At 73.2% G+C, this 17041-nt stretch carries 15 protein-coding genes; 9 read left to right on the top strand and 6 right to left on the bottom strand.

Annotated elements, in window-relative coordinates:
- Positions 1–198 precede the first annotated feature (198 nt).
- Positions 199–1188 (top strand): hypothetical protein, encoded by a 990-nt coding sequence (locus FHX44_RS33320; RefSeq protein ID WP_147259410.1) that lies wholly within the window; start codon positions 199–201, stop codon positions 1186–1188.
- A 33-nt stretch (positions 1189–1221) separates the two neighbouring features.
- Here the strand turns inward: FHX44_RS33320 and FHX44_RS33315 are convergent, their stop codons facing one another.
- From FHX44_RS33315 to FHX44_RS33300, 4 genes are read right to left on the bottom strand one after another with little or no spacing between them, the layout of a single operon-like run.
- A complete protein-coding gene (locus tag FHX44_RS33315; protein ID WP_147259409.1) occupies positions 1222–2124 on the bottom strand; it encodes a sugar phosphate isomerase/epimerase family protein in 903 nt (300 codons plus the stop codon).
- A gap of 23 nt (positions 2125–2147) precedes the next feature.
- On the bottom strand, positions 2148–3227 hold the full coding sequence (locus tag FHX44_RS33310; protein ID WP_212612766.1) for a Gfo/Idh/MocA family protein: 1080 nt from the start codon (positions 3225–3227) through the stop codon (positions 2148–2150).
- A complete protein-coding gene (locus FHX44_RS33305; RefSeq protein WP_212612765.1) occupies positions 3224–4273 on the bottom strand; it encodes an aldose 1-epimerase family protein in 1050 nt (349 codons plus the stop codon). The genes FHX44_RS33310 and FHX44_RS33305 overlap by 4 nt, the downstream gene beginning before the upstream one ends.
- Positions 4270–5007, bottom strand: a complete 738-nt coding sequence (locus tag FHX44_RS33300) for an SDR family NAD(P)-dependent oxidoreductase (RefSeq protein WP_147259407.1) — start codon at positions 5005–5007, stop codon at positions 4270–4272. Before FHX44_RS33300 ends, FHX44_RS33305 begins: the two co-directional genes overlap by 4 nt.
- Before the next feature lie 139 nt (positions 5008–5146).
- On the opposite strand from FHX44_RS33300, the gene FHX44_RS33295 reads away from it, so the two are divergent.
- The 7 genes from FHX44_RS33295 (at position 5147) to FHX44_RS33265 (ending at position 13912) form a co-directional block, all read left to right on the top strand.
- Entirely contained in the window at positions 5147–6451 is a 1305-nt protein-coding gene (locus FHX44_RS33295) for an MFS transporter (RefSeq protein WP_147259406.1), read from the top strand.
- Positions 6452–6463: 12 nt separating this feature from the next.
- Positions 6464–7672: a CaiB/BaiF CoA transferase family protein gene (locus FHX44_RS33290; protein WP_147259405.1), complete on the top strand. Its 1209-nt coding sequence runs from the start codon at positions 6464–6466 to the stop codon at positions 7670–7672.
- A complete protein-coding gene (locus tag FHX44_RS33285) occupies positions 7669–8769 on the top strand; it encodes a type 2 periplasmic-binding domain-containing protein (RefSeq protein ID WP_147259404.1) in 1101 nt (366 codons plus the stop codon). The genes FHX44_RS33290 and FHX44_RS33285 overlap by 4 nt, the downstream gene beginning before the upstream one ends.
- Positions 8766–9545, top strand: a complete 780-nt coding sequence (locus tag FHX44_RS33280) for an enoyl-CoA hydratase/isomerase family protein (RefSeq protein ID WP_147259403.1) — start codon at positions 8766–8768, stop codon at positions 9543–9545. Before FHX44_RS33285 ends, FHX44_RS33280 begins: the two co-directional genes overlap by 4 nt.
- A 25-nt stretch (positions 9546–9570) precedes the next feature.
- Entirely contained in the window at positions 9571–10608 is a 1038-nt protein-coding gene (locus FHX44_RS33275) for a LacI family DNA-binding transcriptional regulator (RefSeq protein WP_212612764.1), read from the top strand.
- Between the two features lie 62 nt (positions 10609–10670).
- Complete coding sequence (locus tag FHX44_RS33270) at positions 10671–11390, top strand: TetR/AcrR family transcriptional regulator (RefSeq protein WP_147259402.1); 720 nt, start codon at positions 10671–10673, stop codon at positions 11388–11390.
- Positions 11387–13912: a PEP/pyruvate-binding domain-containing protein gene (locus FHX44_RS33265; protein WP_147259401.1), complete on the top strand. Its 2526-nt coding sequence runs from the start codon at positions 11387–11389 to the stop codon at positions 13910–13912. The genes FHX44_RS33270 and FHX44_RS33265 overlap by 4 nt, the downstream gene beginning before the upstream one ends.
- Before the next feature lie 5 nt (positions 13913–13917).
- Here FHX44_RS33265 and FHX44_RS33260 read toward each other — a convergent pair whose 3' ends face one another.
- Entirely contained in the window at positions 13918–14859 is a 942-nt protein-coding gene (locus FHX44_RS33260; protein ID WP_212612763.1) for a phosphotransferase family protein, read from the bottom strand.
- A gap of 117 nt (positions 14860–14976) precedes the next feature.
- Positions 14977–16374, bottom strand: coding sequence for a M14 family zinc carboxypeptidase (locus tag FHX44_RS33255; protein WP_212612762.1), 1398 nt, complete (start codon positions 16372–16374; stop codon positions 14977–14979).
- A gap of 32 nt (positions 16375–16406) precedes the next feature.
- Here FHX44_RS33255 and FHX44_RS33250 point away from each other — a divergent pair, with 32 nt between their 5' ends.
- A complete protein-coding gene (locus tag FHX44_RS33250; RefSeq protein ID WP_147259400.1) occupies positions 16407–17015 on the top strand; it encodes a TetR/AcrR family transcriptional regulator in 609 nt (202 codons plus the stop codon).
- The last annotated feature ends 26 nt before the right edge of the window (positions 17016–17041 follow it).

The following is a 17041-nucleotide window of genomic DNA, read 5'->3' as shown; positions in this document are numbered from 1 at the left end:
CGTTCGCCGCCGTGCTCTTCGTACCGGTCCTGTCGGACTACTTCGGGCTGACCCGATTCCGACGAACGGCGCCTTCGTCGGAACCTATCCGACCAAGGCGCCGTTCGTCGGAATCGAGGTTGTCCACCTCGTGCCTCGCGCATCCACAGATCCGAGGTTCGCCTGGCTGGAGCCTCGGCGGGATCGCACCGTGGGCGAATGCCTCGCCGCCGCACGGACGTCCCCGACCTCGACGATCTCGTCGCCTACCGGGGCGGTCTCGTCGTCCTCGTCCGCGACCTCGTCGAACTCGGGATGCACCGCGACACGATCGCCTACCGCTGCCGCCCCGGCGGGCCATGGCGCCGGCTGGCGCCCGGCCTCGTGATGCTGCGCAACGGTCCTCCCACCCGGGACGATCGCCGTCGGGGTGGGCTGCTGCACGCCGGCCCGGATGCATTGATCACCGGTCTCGACGCGCTCGAGCTGCACGGGCTGGAGCGGGCACCCCGTCCCAGCGGACCCGTGCACCTGCTCGTGCCACCCGAGCGGCGGCGCAGCGGCTACGGGCTCGTGATGATCGAGCGCACCGACCGGCTCCCCGGTCCCGCGCCCGGGCGGTGGCCGATCGCTCCGCTCGAACGCGCCGTGATCGACACCGTGCGCCGGATGCGCGAGCGCGACGTCGTGCGCTCGGTCGTCGCCGAGGTCGTGCAGCGCGGCCTGCGCACTCCCGCACAGCTCGCCACCGAGCTCGAGGCGGGTGCCCAACGCGGGTCCCGGCTCCCCCGTGAGGTGCTGCGGGAGGTGAGCGCGGGGATCCGGTCCGTCGCCGAGGCGAAGGCCCGCGTGCTTTTGCAGCGCAGCAAGGCGCTGCCGCCGGCCCTGTGGAACCCGGAGGTCGTCGACGAGCACGGACGGTTCATCGCGAAGCCGGACGCCTGGTTCGACGACGTGGCGATGGCATGGGAGATCGACTCGCACGAGTTCCACCTGGGCCCCGCCGACCACGCCGCCACCCTCGCCCGCCGCTCCGCGATGACGGCGACGGGGATCATCGTGGTGGCCACCGCACCCAGCCGCATCGCACGCGAGCCCGCAACGGTCCTCGCCGAGCTGGAGCGCACGCACGCCCAGGCGGCGCTACGCCCCCGGCCCAGGCTCTACGCCCTCCCTGACGTTCCGACGAGCGGCGCGTTCGTCGGATAGGTTCCGACGAACGCGCCGTTCGTCGGAACGGGGCTACGCGCCCACCTCGATCAGCGCCCCGTAGACGAAGTCCTTCGCCGCCGGGACCTCCTCCTCCGTGACGTGCTCGATGATCACCGGCATGTTCGGGTGCTGGGCGGCGAGCAGCTTCAGGTAGAGGGGGTAGTTCAGCGCGCCCTGGCCGGGGCCGTGCAGCTCCATCGCCCCGACCCCGCGGAACGACAGGTACTCCGCGGCACCCGTGTCGGCGTGCTTCTCACCGGCATCGGACGCGCGGGCGACGTCCTTGGCGTGCGCGATCTTGATGTACGGGCCGAGCTCGGCGAACATGCGGCGCAGCACGCCGTCCATGTCGTCGATGTTGTGGTCCTCGAAGTAGTTGGTCGGGTCCATGACCAGGCCGAGGTGAGGGCTGTCGATGTCGCGGAACAGCCGCAGGGTGGCGTCGATCGTGCCGATCACGTTGTTGACGTAGGTCTCCACGCAGAACACGGCGTCGTGCTTGGCGGCCTCCTCCACCAGTTCGCCGATCACGTCGAGGCACTCGGCGTAGCCGGCCTCGGTGAGGTTGCGGGGGTCGGGCGCCCAGTCGCTGTCGACGTTGTAGGTGCCGGTCTCGCTGATGACGTAGGGAGTGCCGAGGTTGCGGCCGTTGCGGATCAGGGCCCGGAGCCGGTTGAGGCGGAGCTGCCGCTCCTCCGGGTCGGGGTGGATGATGTTGGTGTAGCCCGACACCGAGACGATCGGCAGGTCGTGGCGGCGGTAGGTGTCGCGGACCTCCTTGCACTCGGCCTCGGTCAGGCCCTGCTCTGTGGAACCCCACGAGGAGAAGTCGAGGTCGAACTGCACGCAGCCGAACCCGTGCGCGCGGGCGCGCCGGGCGGCCTCGGCGAGGTCGTGCTGGTAGATGCCGGAGAAGATGCCGACGGGAAGCACAGGCCACTCCTTCGTGGACGGGATCAGAGGAACTCGGCCGGCGACACGGCGCGTCGCTCGGCGATCGATCGGTAGGCGGCCTCGACCAGGGCCATGGTCTTCAGGTTGTCCCGCGCCGGGAGCGCGGGCGGCTCGCCGGTGGCGAGCGCGTGCTGCAGCTGCTCCATGACGCCGGCGAATGCGTCGGGGAACCAGCGGGTGTCCCAGGTGGGCTCGACCCACCCGTCCGTCGACTCGCTGGAGTAGCGCAGCGTCGACGGGCTGCCGTCGGGGTAGTCGGGCCAGCCGAGCGTGCCCGTGGCGAGCCCCCGCGTGCCCTCGACCCGCCAGCGGATGGCGACGTCGCCCTCGACGCCCTCCTGCACAGGCCCGCTCCACACGTCCTCGAACGAGAGCGCGAGGACGCCGTTCGGGAACCGCAGCGTGGAGGCGACGATCCCGTCGACGTGGTCGAACGTGGTGCGCGGGTCCTTCCGCACGGCGGTGTAGACGTCCTCCGGGTCGCCGAAGAGGAACCGCAGCGCGTCGAAGTGGTGCACGCTCATGTTCGCGATCGTCAGCCGGTCGTAGCCGCGCAGGAACTCCTGCCAGTGCGGCACCGCACGCATGTCCACGGTGGCCGTGACGATCTCCCCGAGCTCGCCGCGGTCGATCAGCTGCTTGAGCACGCGGATCGACTGGTCGTAGCGCATGTTCTGGTTGACCGACATCACCTTGCCGGCCGCCTCGACCTCCTCGACCAGCGCCGTGGCCGCGGCCAGGTCCAGGGCGAGGGGCTTCTGCGCGAGGATGCCGCGGACGTGGTCGTGACGCAGGGCCGCGCGGATGACGTCGGGCTGCAGGTGCGGCGGGAACGCCACGTCGAGGATCTGCACGGACGGGTCGGCGACCAGTTCCTCGACGCTGTCGTAGATGGCCGGGATGTCCCACCGCTTCGCCACGGCCTCGGCGTTCGCCCGGGTCCGGGACGTGATGGCGCGGACCGGGAAGCCGGCGCGGGCGTACGCGTCCAGCTGGACGTCGGCCATGATGAAACCGGCACCCACGGCGCCGATGCCGAAGTCGCGGCAGCGGACCGGCTGGTCGGGAACGAGATCGCTCACAACTCCCCCACTCGGAAGACCGTCTCGTAGCGGCGCTCCTCACCCGGCTCGAGGAACGTCATGGACCCGTCCTCGCGGGCGGCGGGCTCGCCCTGCACGTGGTGCGTGGACGGCTCGAAGCCCACGGCGTAGGCGCCCTCGCGCAGGTGCAGCCACTGGAAGAACGCCGGGAACCGCGCCGCGTCGTACTCGAGCTCGAAGAACACGCCGAGCCGCTCGTTCACCAGCCGCGGCCGCACCTTGCCGGCGGCGTCGGGCTTGAGCTCGTGCTCGTACACCTGCTCCACGAAGCCCTTCTGCGGGGCGGGCATCTCGGCGTTCGACACGCCCTGCTCGGCCACGCTGTCGCTCTGCCAGAGCGTGCGCTCGAGGGGCAGCTCGCATCGGGCGCCGTCGTCGAGGAACGGCCAGCCGACGTTGACGTGGTACAGGTACATGTGCGGTGTCGGGTCGAAGCCGGCGTTGCGCACGGTGTCGATCAGCCGGATCTCGGTGCCGCCCAGGTCGGCCTCGATGCGCCGGGTGAGCCGCAGGTGCTCGCCGAAGACCGCGGCCTGGCGCACCTCGCCCTCGGCCCAGAGCACACAGCGCTCGTCGTCGATCCAGTGCTCGCCGTACCCGTGCAGCCGGGCGGGGATGTTGGCCACGCGGCCGTGGAGGCCGTTCCAGACGGTCGGGCGGTGCGGGTAGCGGTACTGCGACGCGTCGACCTCGGCGGTGAACAGCGTGTGGTCCAGCCCCGCGGTGAGCAGCAGCCCGGAGAAGCTGCGCAGCATCGACAGCCCGCCCTCGTCGGCGTACTCGTGCAGGCCGGGGTGGCGGAAGCCGGTGGCCGAGCGCCACCCGAACCCGTTGCCGCGGAACTCGGCGGCACCGAGGTCCATCGCCCGGTCGATCAGCACGTCGAACGCCAGGCCGCCACCGGTGCGGAACTCCAGCACCCGGATGCCGCGCTCGGCGCCGTCGTCCAGCACGACCGCGCGCACCCCGCCCGCTGCGCTGACGTCCCCTGCCCGCCGCGCGAGCCCGGCTCGATCGAACGTCACGCCATCACCCACCCTCCGTTGACCTCGATGCACTGCCCGGTGACGAACGAGGAGTCCGGGCCGACGAGGAACGCCACGACCGCGGCGAGCTCCTCGGGACGGCCGCGCCGCTTCAGCGACTGCCGGTCGAGCACGAACCGCTGGTACTCCTCGGGGTTCTCGTGGATCTCCTCCGCCGCGGTGGGGAACGCGCCGGGCGAGACGCAGTTGACGCGCACTCCGTACGGGCCGAGCTCGCGCGCGAGCGCCCTGGTGAACGCGGCCGCGGCCCCCTTGGTGGAGACGTAGGCCGCGAGGTCGGACCAGCCGCCGTGCATGGTGATCGACGCGATGTTCACGATCGCCCCCCGCCCGGCCCGGACCATCCGGCGGGCCGCGGCCTGCGCCGCGATCCAGTAGGCGCGTTGGTTCACCGCGACCACCTGCTCGTACTCCTCGAGGGGCACGTCGAGGAACGGGCGGCTCGGGTAGGTCGCGGCGTTGTTGACGAGCGCCCCCAACGGACCGAGCTCAGCGGCGGTGCGGGCGACCGCGTCCTCGATCGCCTCCGCCTCGCGCAGGTCGACCCGCAACGTCAACGCACGTCCGCCGGTCTTGACGACCTCCTCGGCCGTCGCCTCCAGGCCCGCCTCGTCGACGTCGAGCAGGGCGACGTCGAACCCGTCGGCCGCGAGACGGCCCGCGGTGGCCCGGCCGAGCGCGCCCGCAGCCCCGGTGACGAGCGCGGCCGTCATGAGCGGCCGCCGTCGGACAACGAACGGTTCATCGGTGAACCCTTCTCTCGAAGATCGCAGCTCCCGTTTGACACCCCGACCGGCGGCTGCCTAGCGTGATGTTAGCGCTAGCGGTAGCGCTAACACCAGAGGAGAAAGCATGAGCGACGCGGCTCGACAACGCTGGGTGCCGGTGTCGGCCAGCGCAATGGGCACCGTGATCGAGTGGTACGACTTCTTCCTGTACTCGTCGGCCGCTGTCCTGGTGTTCAACACGCAGTTCTTCGGCGACGTCAGCCCGGTCGCCGGCACGATGATCGCCTTCGCGACCTACGCGGTCGGCTTCGTCGTGCGCCCGCTGGGCGGCATCGTGTTCGGCAACATCGGCGACCGGGTCGGGCGCAAGCCCGTGCTGCTCGCGACAGTGCTGCTGATGGGCGTGTCGACGATCGCGATCGGCCTGCTGCCGAACTTCGACGCGATCGGCTACTGGGCGCCCGCCCTGCTGGTCCTGCTGCGGGTGGTGCAGGGCTTCGGCGCGGGAGCCGAGTACGGCGGCGCCGTGGTGGTGGCCGGCGAGTCCGGGCGCACGCGCCGGGGCCTCTTCTCCAGCATCCCGGGCGCGGCCGTCGACGTCGCGATGCTGCTCGCCACCGGAATCTTCGCGCTCTTCGCGCTGCTGCCCCGCGACCAGTTCGACGCGTGGGGCTGGCGCGTGCCGTTCCTGCTCAGCGTCGTCGGGCTGGGGCTCGCCGTCTTCATCCGGGTGCGGATGCCCGAGACCGAGGAGTTCGAGAAGGAGGTCCGGGAGCAGCACACGGAGCGCTCGCCGTTCCGCGAGCTGTGGACCTCGCACAAGCGCCGCCTCTTCATCGCGGCAGGCGTCAACTTCGGCGGCAACCTCGCGTACGTCTTCCAGACGTTCGCACTGTCCTACTCGATCAACAACCTGGGCTACCCGCCGGTCGTCTCGCTGCTCGGCGTGGTCCTCTCCGGCCTCGTCGGAGCGGCCGCGACCGTGGCGTGGGGCGCGCTGTCGGACCGGGTGGGCCGCCGGCCGGTCATCATCGGGGGGGCCCTGTTCCTGATCGCGTTCATCTTCCCGTTCTTCACGCTGATCGAGCTCGGCCTCGGGATGCTCTACGTCGCCGTGGTCGTGGCGCACGTGGCCGACCGCGCGATCTTCGGCGTGCAGGCGCCGTTCTACACCGAGCTGTTCCCGGCCAGGGTCCGCTTCTCCGGTATCGCGACCGCCCGCGAGGTCACCGGCGCGCTCATCGGCGGCCCGCTCCCCCTCGTCGCCACGGCGCTCGTCGTGGCCGCAGGCGGCAGCACGTGGCTCGTCGCGCTCCTCGTGATCGGGCTCGCCGGGGTCTCGGCGCTGTCGGCGTGGCTCGCGCCGGAGACCAACCCGGACGTCGCCCGCCGCGTCACGGGCGAGCCGGCCCCGGCCACCGCCGCCTGAGGGAGTACCGACATGACAAGCCAGCAGCAGCCCGGTGTGCTCACCGGCTACCGCGTCCTCGACTGCTCCATCGCGATGGCGGGCCCGTTCGCCGCCCAGCGGCTGGGCGACCTCGGCGCCGACGTCGTCAAGGTCGAGCCCGTCACCGGCGAGTGGCAGCGCCACGCGGCCGCGGGCGGGGCGGGCGGCAACCGGATCAACGTCTCGTTCCTGTCGCTGAACCGCAACAAGCGTTCCCTCGCCGTGGACCTGAAGACCGACGCGGGACGCGAGGTGCTGCACAGGCTCGTCGCCTCGTCGGACGTCTTCCTGCAGAACTACCGGCCCGGCGTGGCGGCGCGCCTGGGCGTCGACTACGAGAGCCTGCGCGCGGTCAACCCGGCGCTGGTCTACGTGTCGATCTCCGGCTACGGCGAGGACGGACCGTACGCCCAGCGCCCTGGCCAGGACCTGCTGCTGCAGGCCATGTCGGGCGCGATGCTCTCCAGCGGCCGGGCGGGAGAGGCACCGCGGGCGGCCGGGCAGTACATCGTGGACGCCGTCACCGCGTCCACCGCGTTCGAGGGCGTGCTCGCCGCGCTGCTGCACCGCGAGCGCACCGGCGAGGGACAGCTCGTCACCGTCAACATGCTCGACGCGATCACGACGCTGCAGATGCAGGAGCTGTCGGTGCACACCGTCGGCGGGCTGCCGCAGACGCGGTCCGACGAGCCGCACGCCCACGTCTACATCCGGGCGCCCTACGGGGCGTTCCGCACCGCCGACGGCTACATCGTGCTGGCGTTCCCGCCGCTCAAGACGCTCGGCGAGGTGCTCGGCGAGGACTCCTTCCTCGACATGGTCGACGAGGAGCACGGCTGGAGCCACCGCGACGAGATCTTCGCGACGACCGCCCGCCACCTCGGGACGAAGCCGTCGCAGCACTGGCTCGACGCGTTCGCCGCCGCCGGCATCTGGGCCGGTCCCGTCTACGGCTACGCCGACCTCCTGCAGGACCCGCAGATCCGGCACAACGGCACGTTCGTCACCTACGACCACCCCAGCGAGGGCCGGGTGACCACGCCCGGCTTCCCCTACCGGTTCTCGGCCACGCCGCCGCGGATCGACCGGGGCGCCCCGCTCACCGGCGAGCACACCCGCGAGGTGCTGGGCGAGCTCGGCCTCGAGGGCGCGGAGATCGATCGGCTGCTGGCGGACGGCGTCGTGGTGGAGACGGCGTGACCTACGGTGCTGATTTCCGGGGCCTGACCTGGGACCACCCCCGCGGCTACGCGGCGCTGAAGGCCGTGGCCGGGAACCTCGTCGCCTGGGACACCCAGCCCCTCGAAGGGTTCGAGTCGCACCCGATCGACGACCTGTGCGCGCGCTACGACCTCGTCGTGCTCGACCACCCCCACCTCGGCGACGCGCTCGCGACCGGCTGCCTCACCCCGCTCGACGACCTGTTCGCCGCCGACGAGCTCGCGACGTGGGCGGCGGCGAGCATCGGGTCGACGATGCGCTCCTACGCCTGCGACGGCCGGCAGTGGGCGCTTCCGCTCGACGGCGCAACGCAGGTGTGCGCCGCGCGCGCCGACCTCGCCGACGAGCTGCCCGCCACCTGGGACGAGGTCGAGCGGATTTCCCGCACGGCCGCCGTGGCGCTCTCGCTCGCCGGCCCGCACGCCTTCCTGACGTTCGCCTCGATCGCGGTCGCGCTGGGCGAGGAGCCGGCCACCGACCCGGACCACCTCCTGTCCACCGGCACCGGGCTGGCCGTGCTCGACCTCATGGCGTCGATCGACGGGCGGGCCCCCGCGCAGACCCGCGCGCTCAACCCCATCGGGCTCCTGGAGCTGATGTCGAGCACCGACGACCTCGCGCTCTGCCCGCTCGTCTACGGGTACGTGAACTACGCCGGGCGCGTGACGTTCGGTGACGCCCCGGCCGCCGTGCCCGGCGGGCGTCCCGGCTCGACCCTGGGCGGCACCGGCATCGCCCTCAGCAGCCGCTGCACGCCCACGCCCGCGCTGCTCGACCACGTCCGGTGGCTGATGGGCACCGAGGCCCAGACCCGGTTCCTGCCCGAGCACGCAGGGCAGCCGAGCGCGTGGGCCGCATGGGCCGACGACCGGGTCAACGCCGCGGCGTGCGACTTCTACCGCCGGACCGCCCGGACCTGCGAGACCGCGTGGGTGCGCCCGCGATACGCCGGCTACATCGCGTTCCAGTCGGCGGCCTCGGCCGTCGTCCGCGACACGCTCGCCGGCGTCCTGGGCCATCGCCGCGGTCTCGACCGCCTCCAGGAGCTCCACCGCGAGAAGGAACGGATGCCATGACCGATCTCGGGACCGACGAGGTGCTCCTCGACGTCGCCGACCACGTCGCGACGCTCACGCTCAACCGGCCGGCGAAGCTGAACGCCGTGACCCCGGAGATGGCGGGCGCCATCGCGGAGGCGGTCGCGTGGTGCGACGCCTCCGACGAGGTGCGGGCGGTCGTGGTGACGGGCACCGGGCGCGCGTTCTGCGCGGGCTCGGACATCCGCGAGCTCGACCGCTACGCCACCCCGTGGGACTTCCGCAACCGCCCGGACTACTGCGACGCCATCCGCGCCGCCCGCACCCCGACGATCGCGGCCGTGAACGGCTACGCGCTCGGCGGCGGCCTGGAGACCGCGCTGTCCTGCGACATCCGGATAGCGGCGGCCACCGCCACGTTCGCTGCGCCCGAGATCAAGCTGGGCTGGATCGGCGGTGGAGGCATGACGAGCCTGCTGGCCCGGGCCATCGGCGCGAGCAACACCGCACTCATGATCATGACAGGGGACCCGATCGACGCCGACCAGGCTCTGCGGTGGCACCTCGTCAGCGAGGTGACCGCCCCGGACGACCTCCTGGCGCGAGCGCGGGCGATCGCGGCGACCATCGCGTCCCGCGCCCCGATCGCGGCCGAGACGGCGAAGGTCAACCTGCGGGCCGCCTACAGCATGCCGGAGGACAAGGCCCTCGAGTACGAGCGCGACCTGCAGACGATCTGCTTCGCCACCGAGGACGCCGCGGAGGGCAGGCGGGCGTTCACCGAGAAGCGGCCGCCGGTCTTCCGCAGGCGCTGATCCGAGCGCTGGATACGGTTCCACCGTGGAATCGACCCGCCGACCGCGCAGGCGCTCCGCGACCCGCTCGGTGACCCTCGCCGACGTCGCGGTGGCGGCGGGCGTCTCACCCCAGACGGTCTCCCGGGCGCTGCGCGACCCGGAGGCCGTCGCCGAGGAGACCTACGAGCGCGTGGAGAAGGCCGTGGCCGCCACCGGCTACGTCCCGAACCTGGCGGCGAGCAACCTGGCGTCCAACCGCAGCCGGGCGGTGGCGGCGATCATCCCGCTGATCAACGCCTCGATCTTCGCGGAGACCGTGCACGCGTTCTCCGGGGTGCTCAGCCCGCACGGCTACCAGATCTTCGTCGGTAGCACGGACTACCACCCCGACCAGGAGGAGGCGCTCGTCCGCAGCTTCCTCGGCAGGCGCCCGGACGGCCTGCTGGTCGTCGGCACGGAGCACTCGCAGGGCACGCGCACCCTGCTCGCGGCCGCGGGCGTGCCCGTCGTCGAGACGTGGGGGTGGACCGCTGAGCCGGTCGACATGCTCGTCGGGTTCTCCAACGCCGCCGCCACCGGTGAGCTCGTGCGCCACCTCGTCGGACGCGGCCGCAGGAGACCGGTCTTCGCGGGCGCGCTGCAGCCCGGCGACTTCCGGGCGGCCGAGCGCCGGGACGGCTTCACCGCGGCCGTGCGCGAGCTGCTCGGCACCGAGCCGCGCATCGTCGCGGCTCACGACCGCCCGGTCAGCATGGACACCGGCGTGGAGCTGCTCGACCGGGTCCTCGCCCAGCACCCGGACGCCGACGCGGTGGTCTTCGCCAGCGACGTCTTCGCAGCAGGCGCGCTGCTCGCCTGCACCCGGCGAGGCATCCCGGTGCCGGATCGGCTCGCGATCACCGGGTTCGGTGACTACGACATCGCCTCGCACCTCGTGCCGTCCCTGACCACGGTGGCCGTGCCGACCAAGGAGATCGGTGCGCTGGCCGGCACCCTGCTCCTGGACCGCATGCAACGCCGTTCCGTCACCGACAAGGTCCGCGACGTCGGGTTCCGGATCGTGCCCCGCGAGAGTTCCTGACGAACCTGTGGCACCATGATGACCAGATTCGTCCATCTGGTCATCATTCATCGGAGGGCTCGGTGTCACCACGGGGAATCCCCGTCGACCCGGCGGAGCGGGCCGACCGCATCCTCGACGCCGCGGCGCGGCTCCTGCTGCGCTACGGCCACGACCGCACGACCATCAACGACATCGCCCGTGAAGCCGGCATCGCGAAGGGCAGCGTCTACGCGCACTGGCGCAGCCGCGACCGGCTCTTCCTCGCGCTGCTGCGCCGCGAGCAGGCGGTCCTCCTCGCTCAGGTCCGCGACCGGCTCCGCGCCGCGGGACGTCCCGCCGGCCTCGAGCTGCTGCTCGCCGAGAGCGTGCGCGCGTACCAGCGCAGCCCGCTCGTCACCGCGGTCCTGACCCGCGACACGGAGATCCTCGGCAGCCTGGCGCGGGCCGCCGCCGAGGAGGGCAGGCCGAACGGCGGCGTCGCCGAGCTCGTCGCGACGCTGCGCACGAAGGGACTCGTCCGCACCGACCGCACCCTGCCCGAGCAGATCACCGTGCTGAGCGCGGTGTACCTCGGCTACTTCCTGACCGCGCCGCTCATGCCGGACGACTTCCGCGTGCCCGACGAGGCGGTGCCCGGCCTGGTGGCCGAGGCGGTGTGGCGGGCCCTCCAGCGGCCCGAACCGCTCACGCCGGACGAGGTGGCCGTGATGGATCGCGCGGTGCACGACCACCTGGACCGCACCCTGACCATCGCCGAGGAGCGGCTCCACGCCGCGCTGGCCACGGAGGAGACGGCATGACCACGGGCACGCGGAGCAGCTACGTGCTCGCGCTGGACGAGACCGGCGCGGACCTGGCCACCGTGGGCGGCAAGGGCGCCTCACTCGCGACGCTGCGGCGCGCCGGTCTCCCGGTGCCGCCCGGCTTCCACGTGACCACGGCCGCCTACCGGCGGTTCGTCGCCGACCACGACCTGCAGGACCGGATCGTCGCCGCGGCCGCCACCGGCGACAGCGACGCGATCGCGGCGCTCTTCGCGGCGCACGAGGTGCCCGACGAGCTCGCCGCCCCGATCCGGGCCGCGTACACCGCGCTCGGCGAGCCCGCGGTGGCCGTCCGCTCGTCGGCGACCGCGGAGGACCTGCCCGGCGCCTCCTTCGCCGGGCAGCAGGACACGTACCTCGACATCCGCGGCGCCGACGCCGTGGTCGACGCGGTCCGCCGCTGCTGGGCGTCTCTGTGGACCGCGCGGGCGATCGAGTACCGCAGGCGCGAGCGCATCGATCCCGGAGACGTCGCGCTTGCCGTCGTCGTCCAGGAGCTGGTGGACGCCGACGCCGCCGGCGTGCTGTTCACCGCCGATCCCGTGACGGGCGCGACCGACCGGATGGTCGTCAACGCGACGTGGGGACTGGGCGAGTCCCTCGTGGGCGGGCAGGTCACCCCGGACGAGCTCGTGCTCGACGCCGCCACCGGCGCCGTACGGGAACGGCGCACCGGCGACAAGGCGGTCATGACCGTCCGCACGCCCGACGGCACCGCCGAGCGGCCGGTGCCGGAGGAGCGGCGCCGCAGCCCCGTCCTCGACGATGCCGGCTCTTCCGAGCTCGCCGCCCTCGGCCGGCGGATCGCGGAGCACTACGGCCGGCCGATGGACGTCGAGTGGACCCTGGCCGGGGGTGGGTTCGCGATCGTGCAGGCGCGGCCGATCACCGGCCTGCGCGACCCGTGGAACGACACCCGCCTCGGCGACTACCTGTGGACCAACACCAACCTCGGCGAGGCCATCCCGGACGTCATGACGCCCTGCACCTGGTCGCTGGTGCAGCTGTTCATGTCCCGGGCGATGCCGACGCTCTCGCTGGCCGGCTTCCGCGGGTACGGCAACATCGGCGGCCGCTTCTACCTGAACCTCAGCCTGTCCGCGGCCATGTCGGGGCTCGTCGGCATCTCGGAGGCCCGCTTCCGCTCGCTCACCGAGAACACCTTCGGCCGGCTGCCGGCCGGCGTCGCGATCCCACCGGTCCCGCTGTCGCGGATGCAGGTGCTCCGACGCCTCGTCCCCACCGCTGTCCGGTTCGTCGCGAGCGTGCCCGGCACGCTGCGGCGGCTGCCGGGCTTCGTCGCCGGCAACCCGCGGCGGTGCGCCGAGCTGACCGACAGGATCGCCGCGACCACCGATCCGGTCGCGCTCGCCCGGCTCTGGGACGACGAGCTGCGCCCGCTCGTCGTCACGGCCTCCGACATGCTGGCGGCCGCCGGACGCAGCGACCCGGTCGCCCTGCTGACCGTCCAGAAGAGGCTGCGGAAGCTGGTCGGCAACGCCGACGCGGCCGCGCTCACCTCGGGGATCACCGTCGACGGCGAGATGCTCGCGAGCCTCGGCCCCGTGGTGGGACTGGCCCAGCTCGAACGCGGCGACATCGACGAGGCCACGTACGCCGAGCGGTACGGTCACCGCGGCCCGCACGAGTTCGAGGTCTCGCTCCCCCGCCCCGCCGAGCAGCCCGGTTGGGCGGAGCAGCAGCTCGGCGCGCTGCGCGAGGCCGGCGCCGACCCCCTCGAGCTGCTGCAGAAGCAGGAGGCGGCCCACCGCGCCGCGTGGGAGCGGCTCGTCACCGCGCACCCGAAGCGGGTGGCCGCCACCCGGAAGCGGCTGCAGCGGTGGGCGCGGGCCGCGAGCAAGCGGGAGCTGGCGCGCACCGAGGTGATCAGGGCGTTCGCGGTGGCCCGCGCCCACGTGCTGCGGGCCGGCGACCTGACCGGGCTCGGCGACGAGGTGTTCATGCTCGAGGCCGAGGAGGTCGCCGCGGTCCTGCGCGGAGCGCCCGTGCCCGACACGTCCGACCGGCGCGCCGCCTACGAGCGCTACGCCGCGCTCCCGCCGTACCCGTCGTTGATCCGGGGGGCGTTCGACCCGTTCACCTGGGCGGCGGATCCGAACCGCCGCTCCGACGTCCACGACGCCTCGGCAACCCCGCCGCCCGCCGGCGGGGACGTGACCGGGTTCCCGGGCGCCGGCGGTGTCGTCGAGGGCGTCGTGCGCGTTCTGCGCTCCGCCGAGCAGGGCGCGGACCTGCGTGCCGGCGAGATCCTCGTGACCACCGTGACCAACATCGGCTGGACCCCGCTCTTCCCCCGCGCCGCCGCCGTGGTCACCGACGTCGGCGCCCCGCTCTCGCACGCCGCGATCGTGGCCCGCGAGCTGGGCATCCCGGCCGTCGTCGGGACGGGCAACGCGACGAGCGTGCTGCACACGGGCGACCGGGTGCGGGTCGACGGCGGCCGCGGAAGGGTGGAGGTGCTCGCCCCGGCCACGTGACGACGTCAGGCCCGCAGCTCCTCGTGCAGGCCGCCGAGCGCGGTGCGGTCGTCGCCGCTGCGGCCGTGTGACCCGCTGAACCACGCGGCGTACGCGTCGATCTCCGACAGCCGCCAGTCGAGCCGGAAGAGCTCCAGCATCTGTTCCCGGGCGCCCACCGCGTCGGCGGTGGCCGCACCGCTGTCGACCGCGTCGACGAGGTCCCGCTCCCGCGGGGCGAGTGCGAGGGACTCCCAGTCGACCAGCCGCAGCCCGTCGGGCGTGACGACCTGGTTCGCGGAGTGCGGCTCCCCGTGCGTGGCGACCCAGTCGCCCCGGTTCCGGTGCGCCTCCTCGGCGAGCACCAGGTAGCGGCGCGTCCAGCGCTCGACATCGGGGAGCCGCTCGACGATGGCCCTCCTGGCCTCCTCGCCGAACGGGCCGCGCGTCCACGGGTCGGCGGCTCGCTCCCGCAGCCGGCGTGGGAAGTCGGCGGCGACCCGCGGGGCCCACTCCGGGATGCCACGGGGCGGCGGATGTCCGTGCAGGACCTCCAGGACCGCGAGGACCTCGTCGACGTGCCCGGGCGCGGCGGCCTCCGCCTCGGTGGGTGTCCGCCCCTCGAGCCAGCCCGTCGCGCTGAGTCGTCCGGGCCGGGGGGAGCCGTCGCCGAACGGCACCGTGTACGTCCCCGAGGAGGCCGGGATCGACGGCCAGACGGCCCGCAACCCGGCCCGGGCCAGTGCCGCCGCGCCCGCGTACGCGCCTTCGAGGGACTCCGCGGAGTGTCGCTCCCCCAGCGCGTCGAGCGTGGCGAACAGGCGGCGCCCCGCGTCGTCGGCGACCTCCCAGTGGTGGGCACCGAACCCCACCGGGAGGTGGACCGCGGTCAGCGCGCCGTCGAGCCAGTGCCAGCGCGCCGCGGCGAGGACGTCCGCGTCCGCGACCCCCTCAGGCGGGGTGAGCACGATCGGTCTCTTCCATCGGCGGCGAGTCTGCGGACGCGACCTCGGTTCGATCAACGGGTTTCTCGGCCGTTCGGGTTGACGGCGGCCACGTGCTGACTGCGCGGGCCCGCAGGTGATCTACACGCTGGTCGCCGCCGTGCTGGTGGCGGGGCTGCCCGCGCTGCTGCCCATCGACCGGCCCTCCGGGATCCTGCTCGCGTTCTGACTCCCGTCGGCGGCCCTGGTGGCGGCGAGCAGGATCGCACCGAGCTGCACCGCAACGGGCCTGCGGATCTCGGTGGCCGGGCCCGGGGTGTCGGCCTCGGCCTCCCCCACCCACCGGTCGAAGGTCTCCCCGAGCACCCGGCGCTGGGTGCGGACGGCGACGGTCGCGCTGCCCGCGGCGATCTCGGCGTCGAGCATGCGCAGGAAGGTGCCGAGCAGGCGGAGCCGCAGCAGGTGCAGCGCCTGCCGGTGATCGAACTCCTCCGCGACGGTGGCGGACCGGTCCTCGCCGGCGAGTGCTTCGCGGTGCTCGGTGACCGTGCGGAAGGTCCGCAGGCTGGCGCGCACGGAGCGCTCGAACGGCGTTCGCACGGTCAGGGTGTCCGCGACGGTCGCGAGCGCGGTGTCCAGCATGTCGAGCGCCTCCCGCCGAGCCGCCGCTCCCCTGGCCACCAACTGCCGGTAGCCGGTGCCGGTCGCGCTCCGGTCGGCCACGCGCTGATCGGCCCACAGGGGCACCTCCGGCACGATGTGCAGCGCGCCGAACCGGGCGGCGTAGTCGGCGCTGCCGGCCCCCGCGCCGAGCATCGCTCCGACCCGGGCGCCGTCCTGCGTTGCGTAGACGGCAGGGGCGATCAGCCGCGAGCCCGGCAGCTCGGGTTCTCCGTGGTGCAGCGGCAGGCCCGCGAGGCCGGGTAGCTCACCGAGCCGGCGGGCGAGCTCCGGGTCGTCGCGGTTGACGTAGAAGAAGACCCCGTGGTGCTCCCCGTTGTGCAGCGAGCACACCAGCGACGGCTCCACCTCGTCCATCAGCCGCATGAGCGCCGCGGTCTCCGGAAGGGTCCGGTCGAACCAGTAGTCCTCGCCGGACAGCGGGAACGTCCACTCGACCTGCTCCGCGGGGTCGGGGCGGTAGAAGTGCTCGGAGTAGGCGCGGCGGTTGCCCGGCCTGTCGAACCAGCCCTCGTTGAGCCGGGCACCGTCCGGGTCGACACACGGGATGAGGTGCCAGCGGAACCCCAGCTCCGCGCGCAGCGCGTCGTCCCGGCACAGCATCCCGGCCAGTACCCCGACCGTGAGGCCGCCGACCGGTTCGTTGGGATGCGGCCCGCCGATGACGACCGCGTCCGCAGGGCCGTCGCCTATCGTCAGCACCCGCAGCGGCTCACCCAGCCGGGACGTCCCGATCCGCCGCACGCGAACCAGATGGGGATGGGCACTGGCCAGGGCGTCGAGCTCGGTGTGGAGGGCGTCCACCGACGGGAACCGCGCGATGTCGGGCACCCGTCGCATGCACTCGGCGAGATTCATAATCCAGTTACCGTAATAATCCCCTTATGAGAGTGACAAGGGCGGAGGCGAAAGAGCGCAACCGTCGCGCCTTGCTCGACGCCGCGCGCCGGATCGTCGCCAGGGACGGTCACCGGGCCCGGCTGGACGAGATCACCGAGCAGGCCGGCCTGACCACCGGCGCCGTCTACTCGCTCTTCGGCAGCAAGAACGGCCTGTTGGCCGCGCTGGTCACCGACCACATCGGCCGGCACTACGACCGGATCGAGCAGGCCGTCCCCGCGGGGCTGGGCCTGCAGGACGCCGTCGAGGCCGTCGCCCGGCACTACCGCCGCATCGTCGAGGACCCCGACGCGCTGCGGCACCTGTCGTTCGAGATCAGCCTGCAGGACACGGCCCTGCGCGACCCCGACCTGCAGGCCCGGCTCGCCGCGTCGGTCCGGGAGCACCAGGAGCGCCTCACCAGGCTCTTCACCGGCCGCACGCACCACGGGACCGCCCTGACGAGGCCGCAGGCGCAACGCCTCGCCACCGCGCTCCGCGCGCTCCTGGTCGGGCTCGTCCAGGGTGTCGTCCTCGGCCTCGCGGAACAGGCCTCCGAGCAGTACGTCGCCGCCACCGCCCGCGCTCTCACCACGCCCGAGGTGCTCGGACCGCCCTGATCCCCGGGAACCGGGCGGGGCGGCGA

It is taken from the genome of Pseudonocardia hierapolitana (assembly GCF_007994075.1).
In the GTDB taxonomy this organism is placed as follows: Bacteria; Actinomycetota; Actinomycetes; order Mycobacteriales; family Pseudonocardiaceae; genus Pseudonocardia; species Pseudonocardia hierapolitana.
This window is presented reverse-complemented; position numbering and strand designations above follow the sequence as displayed.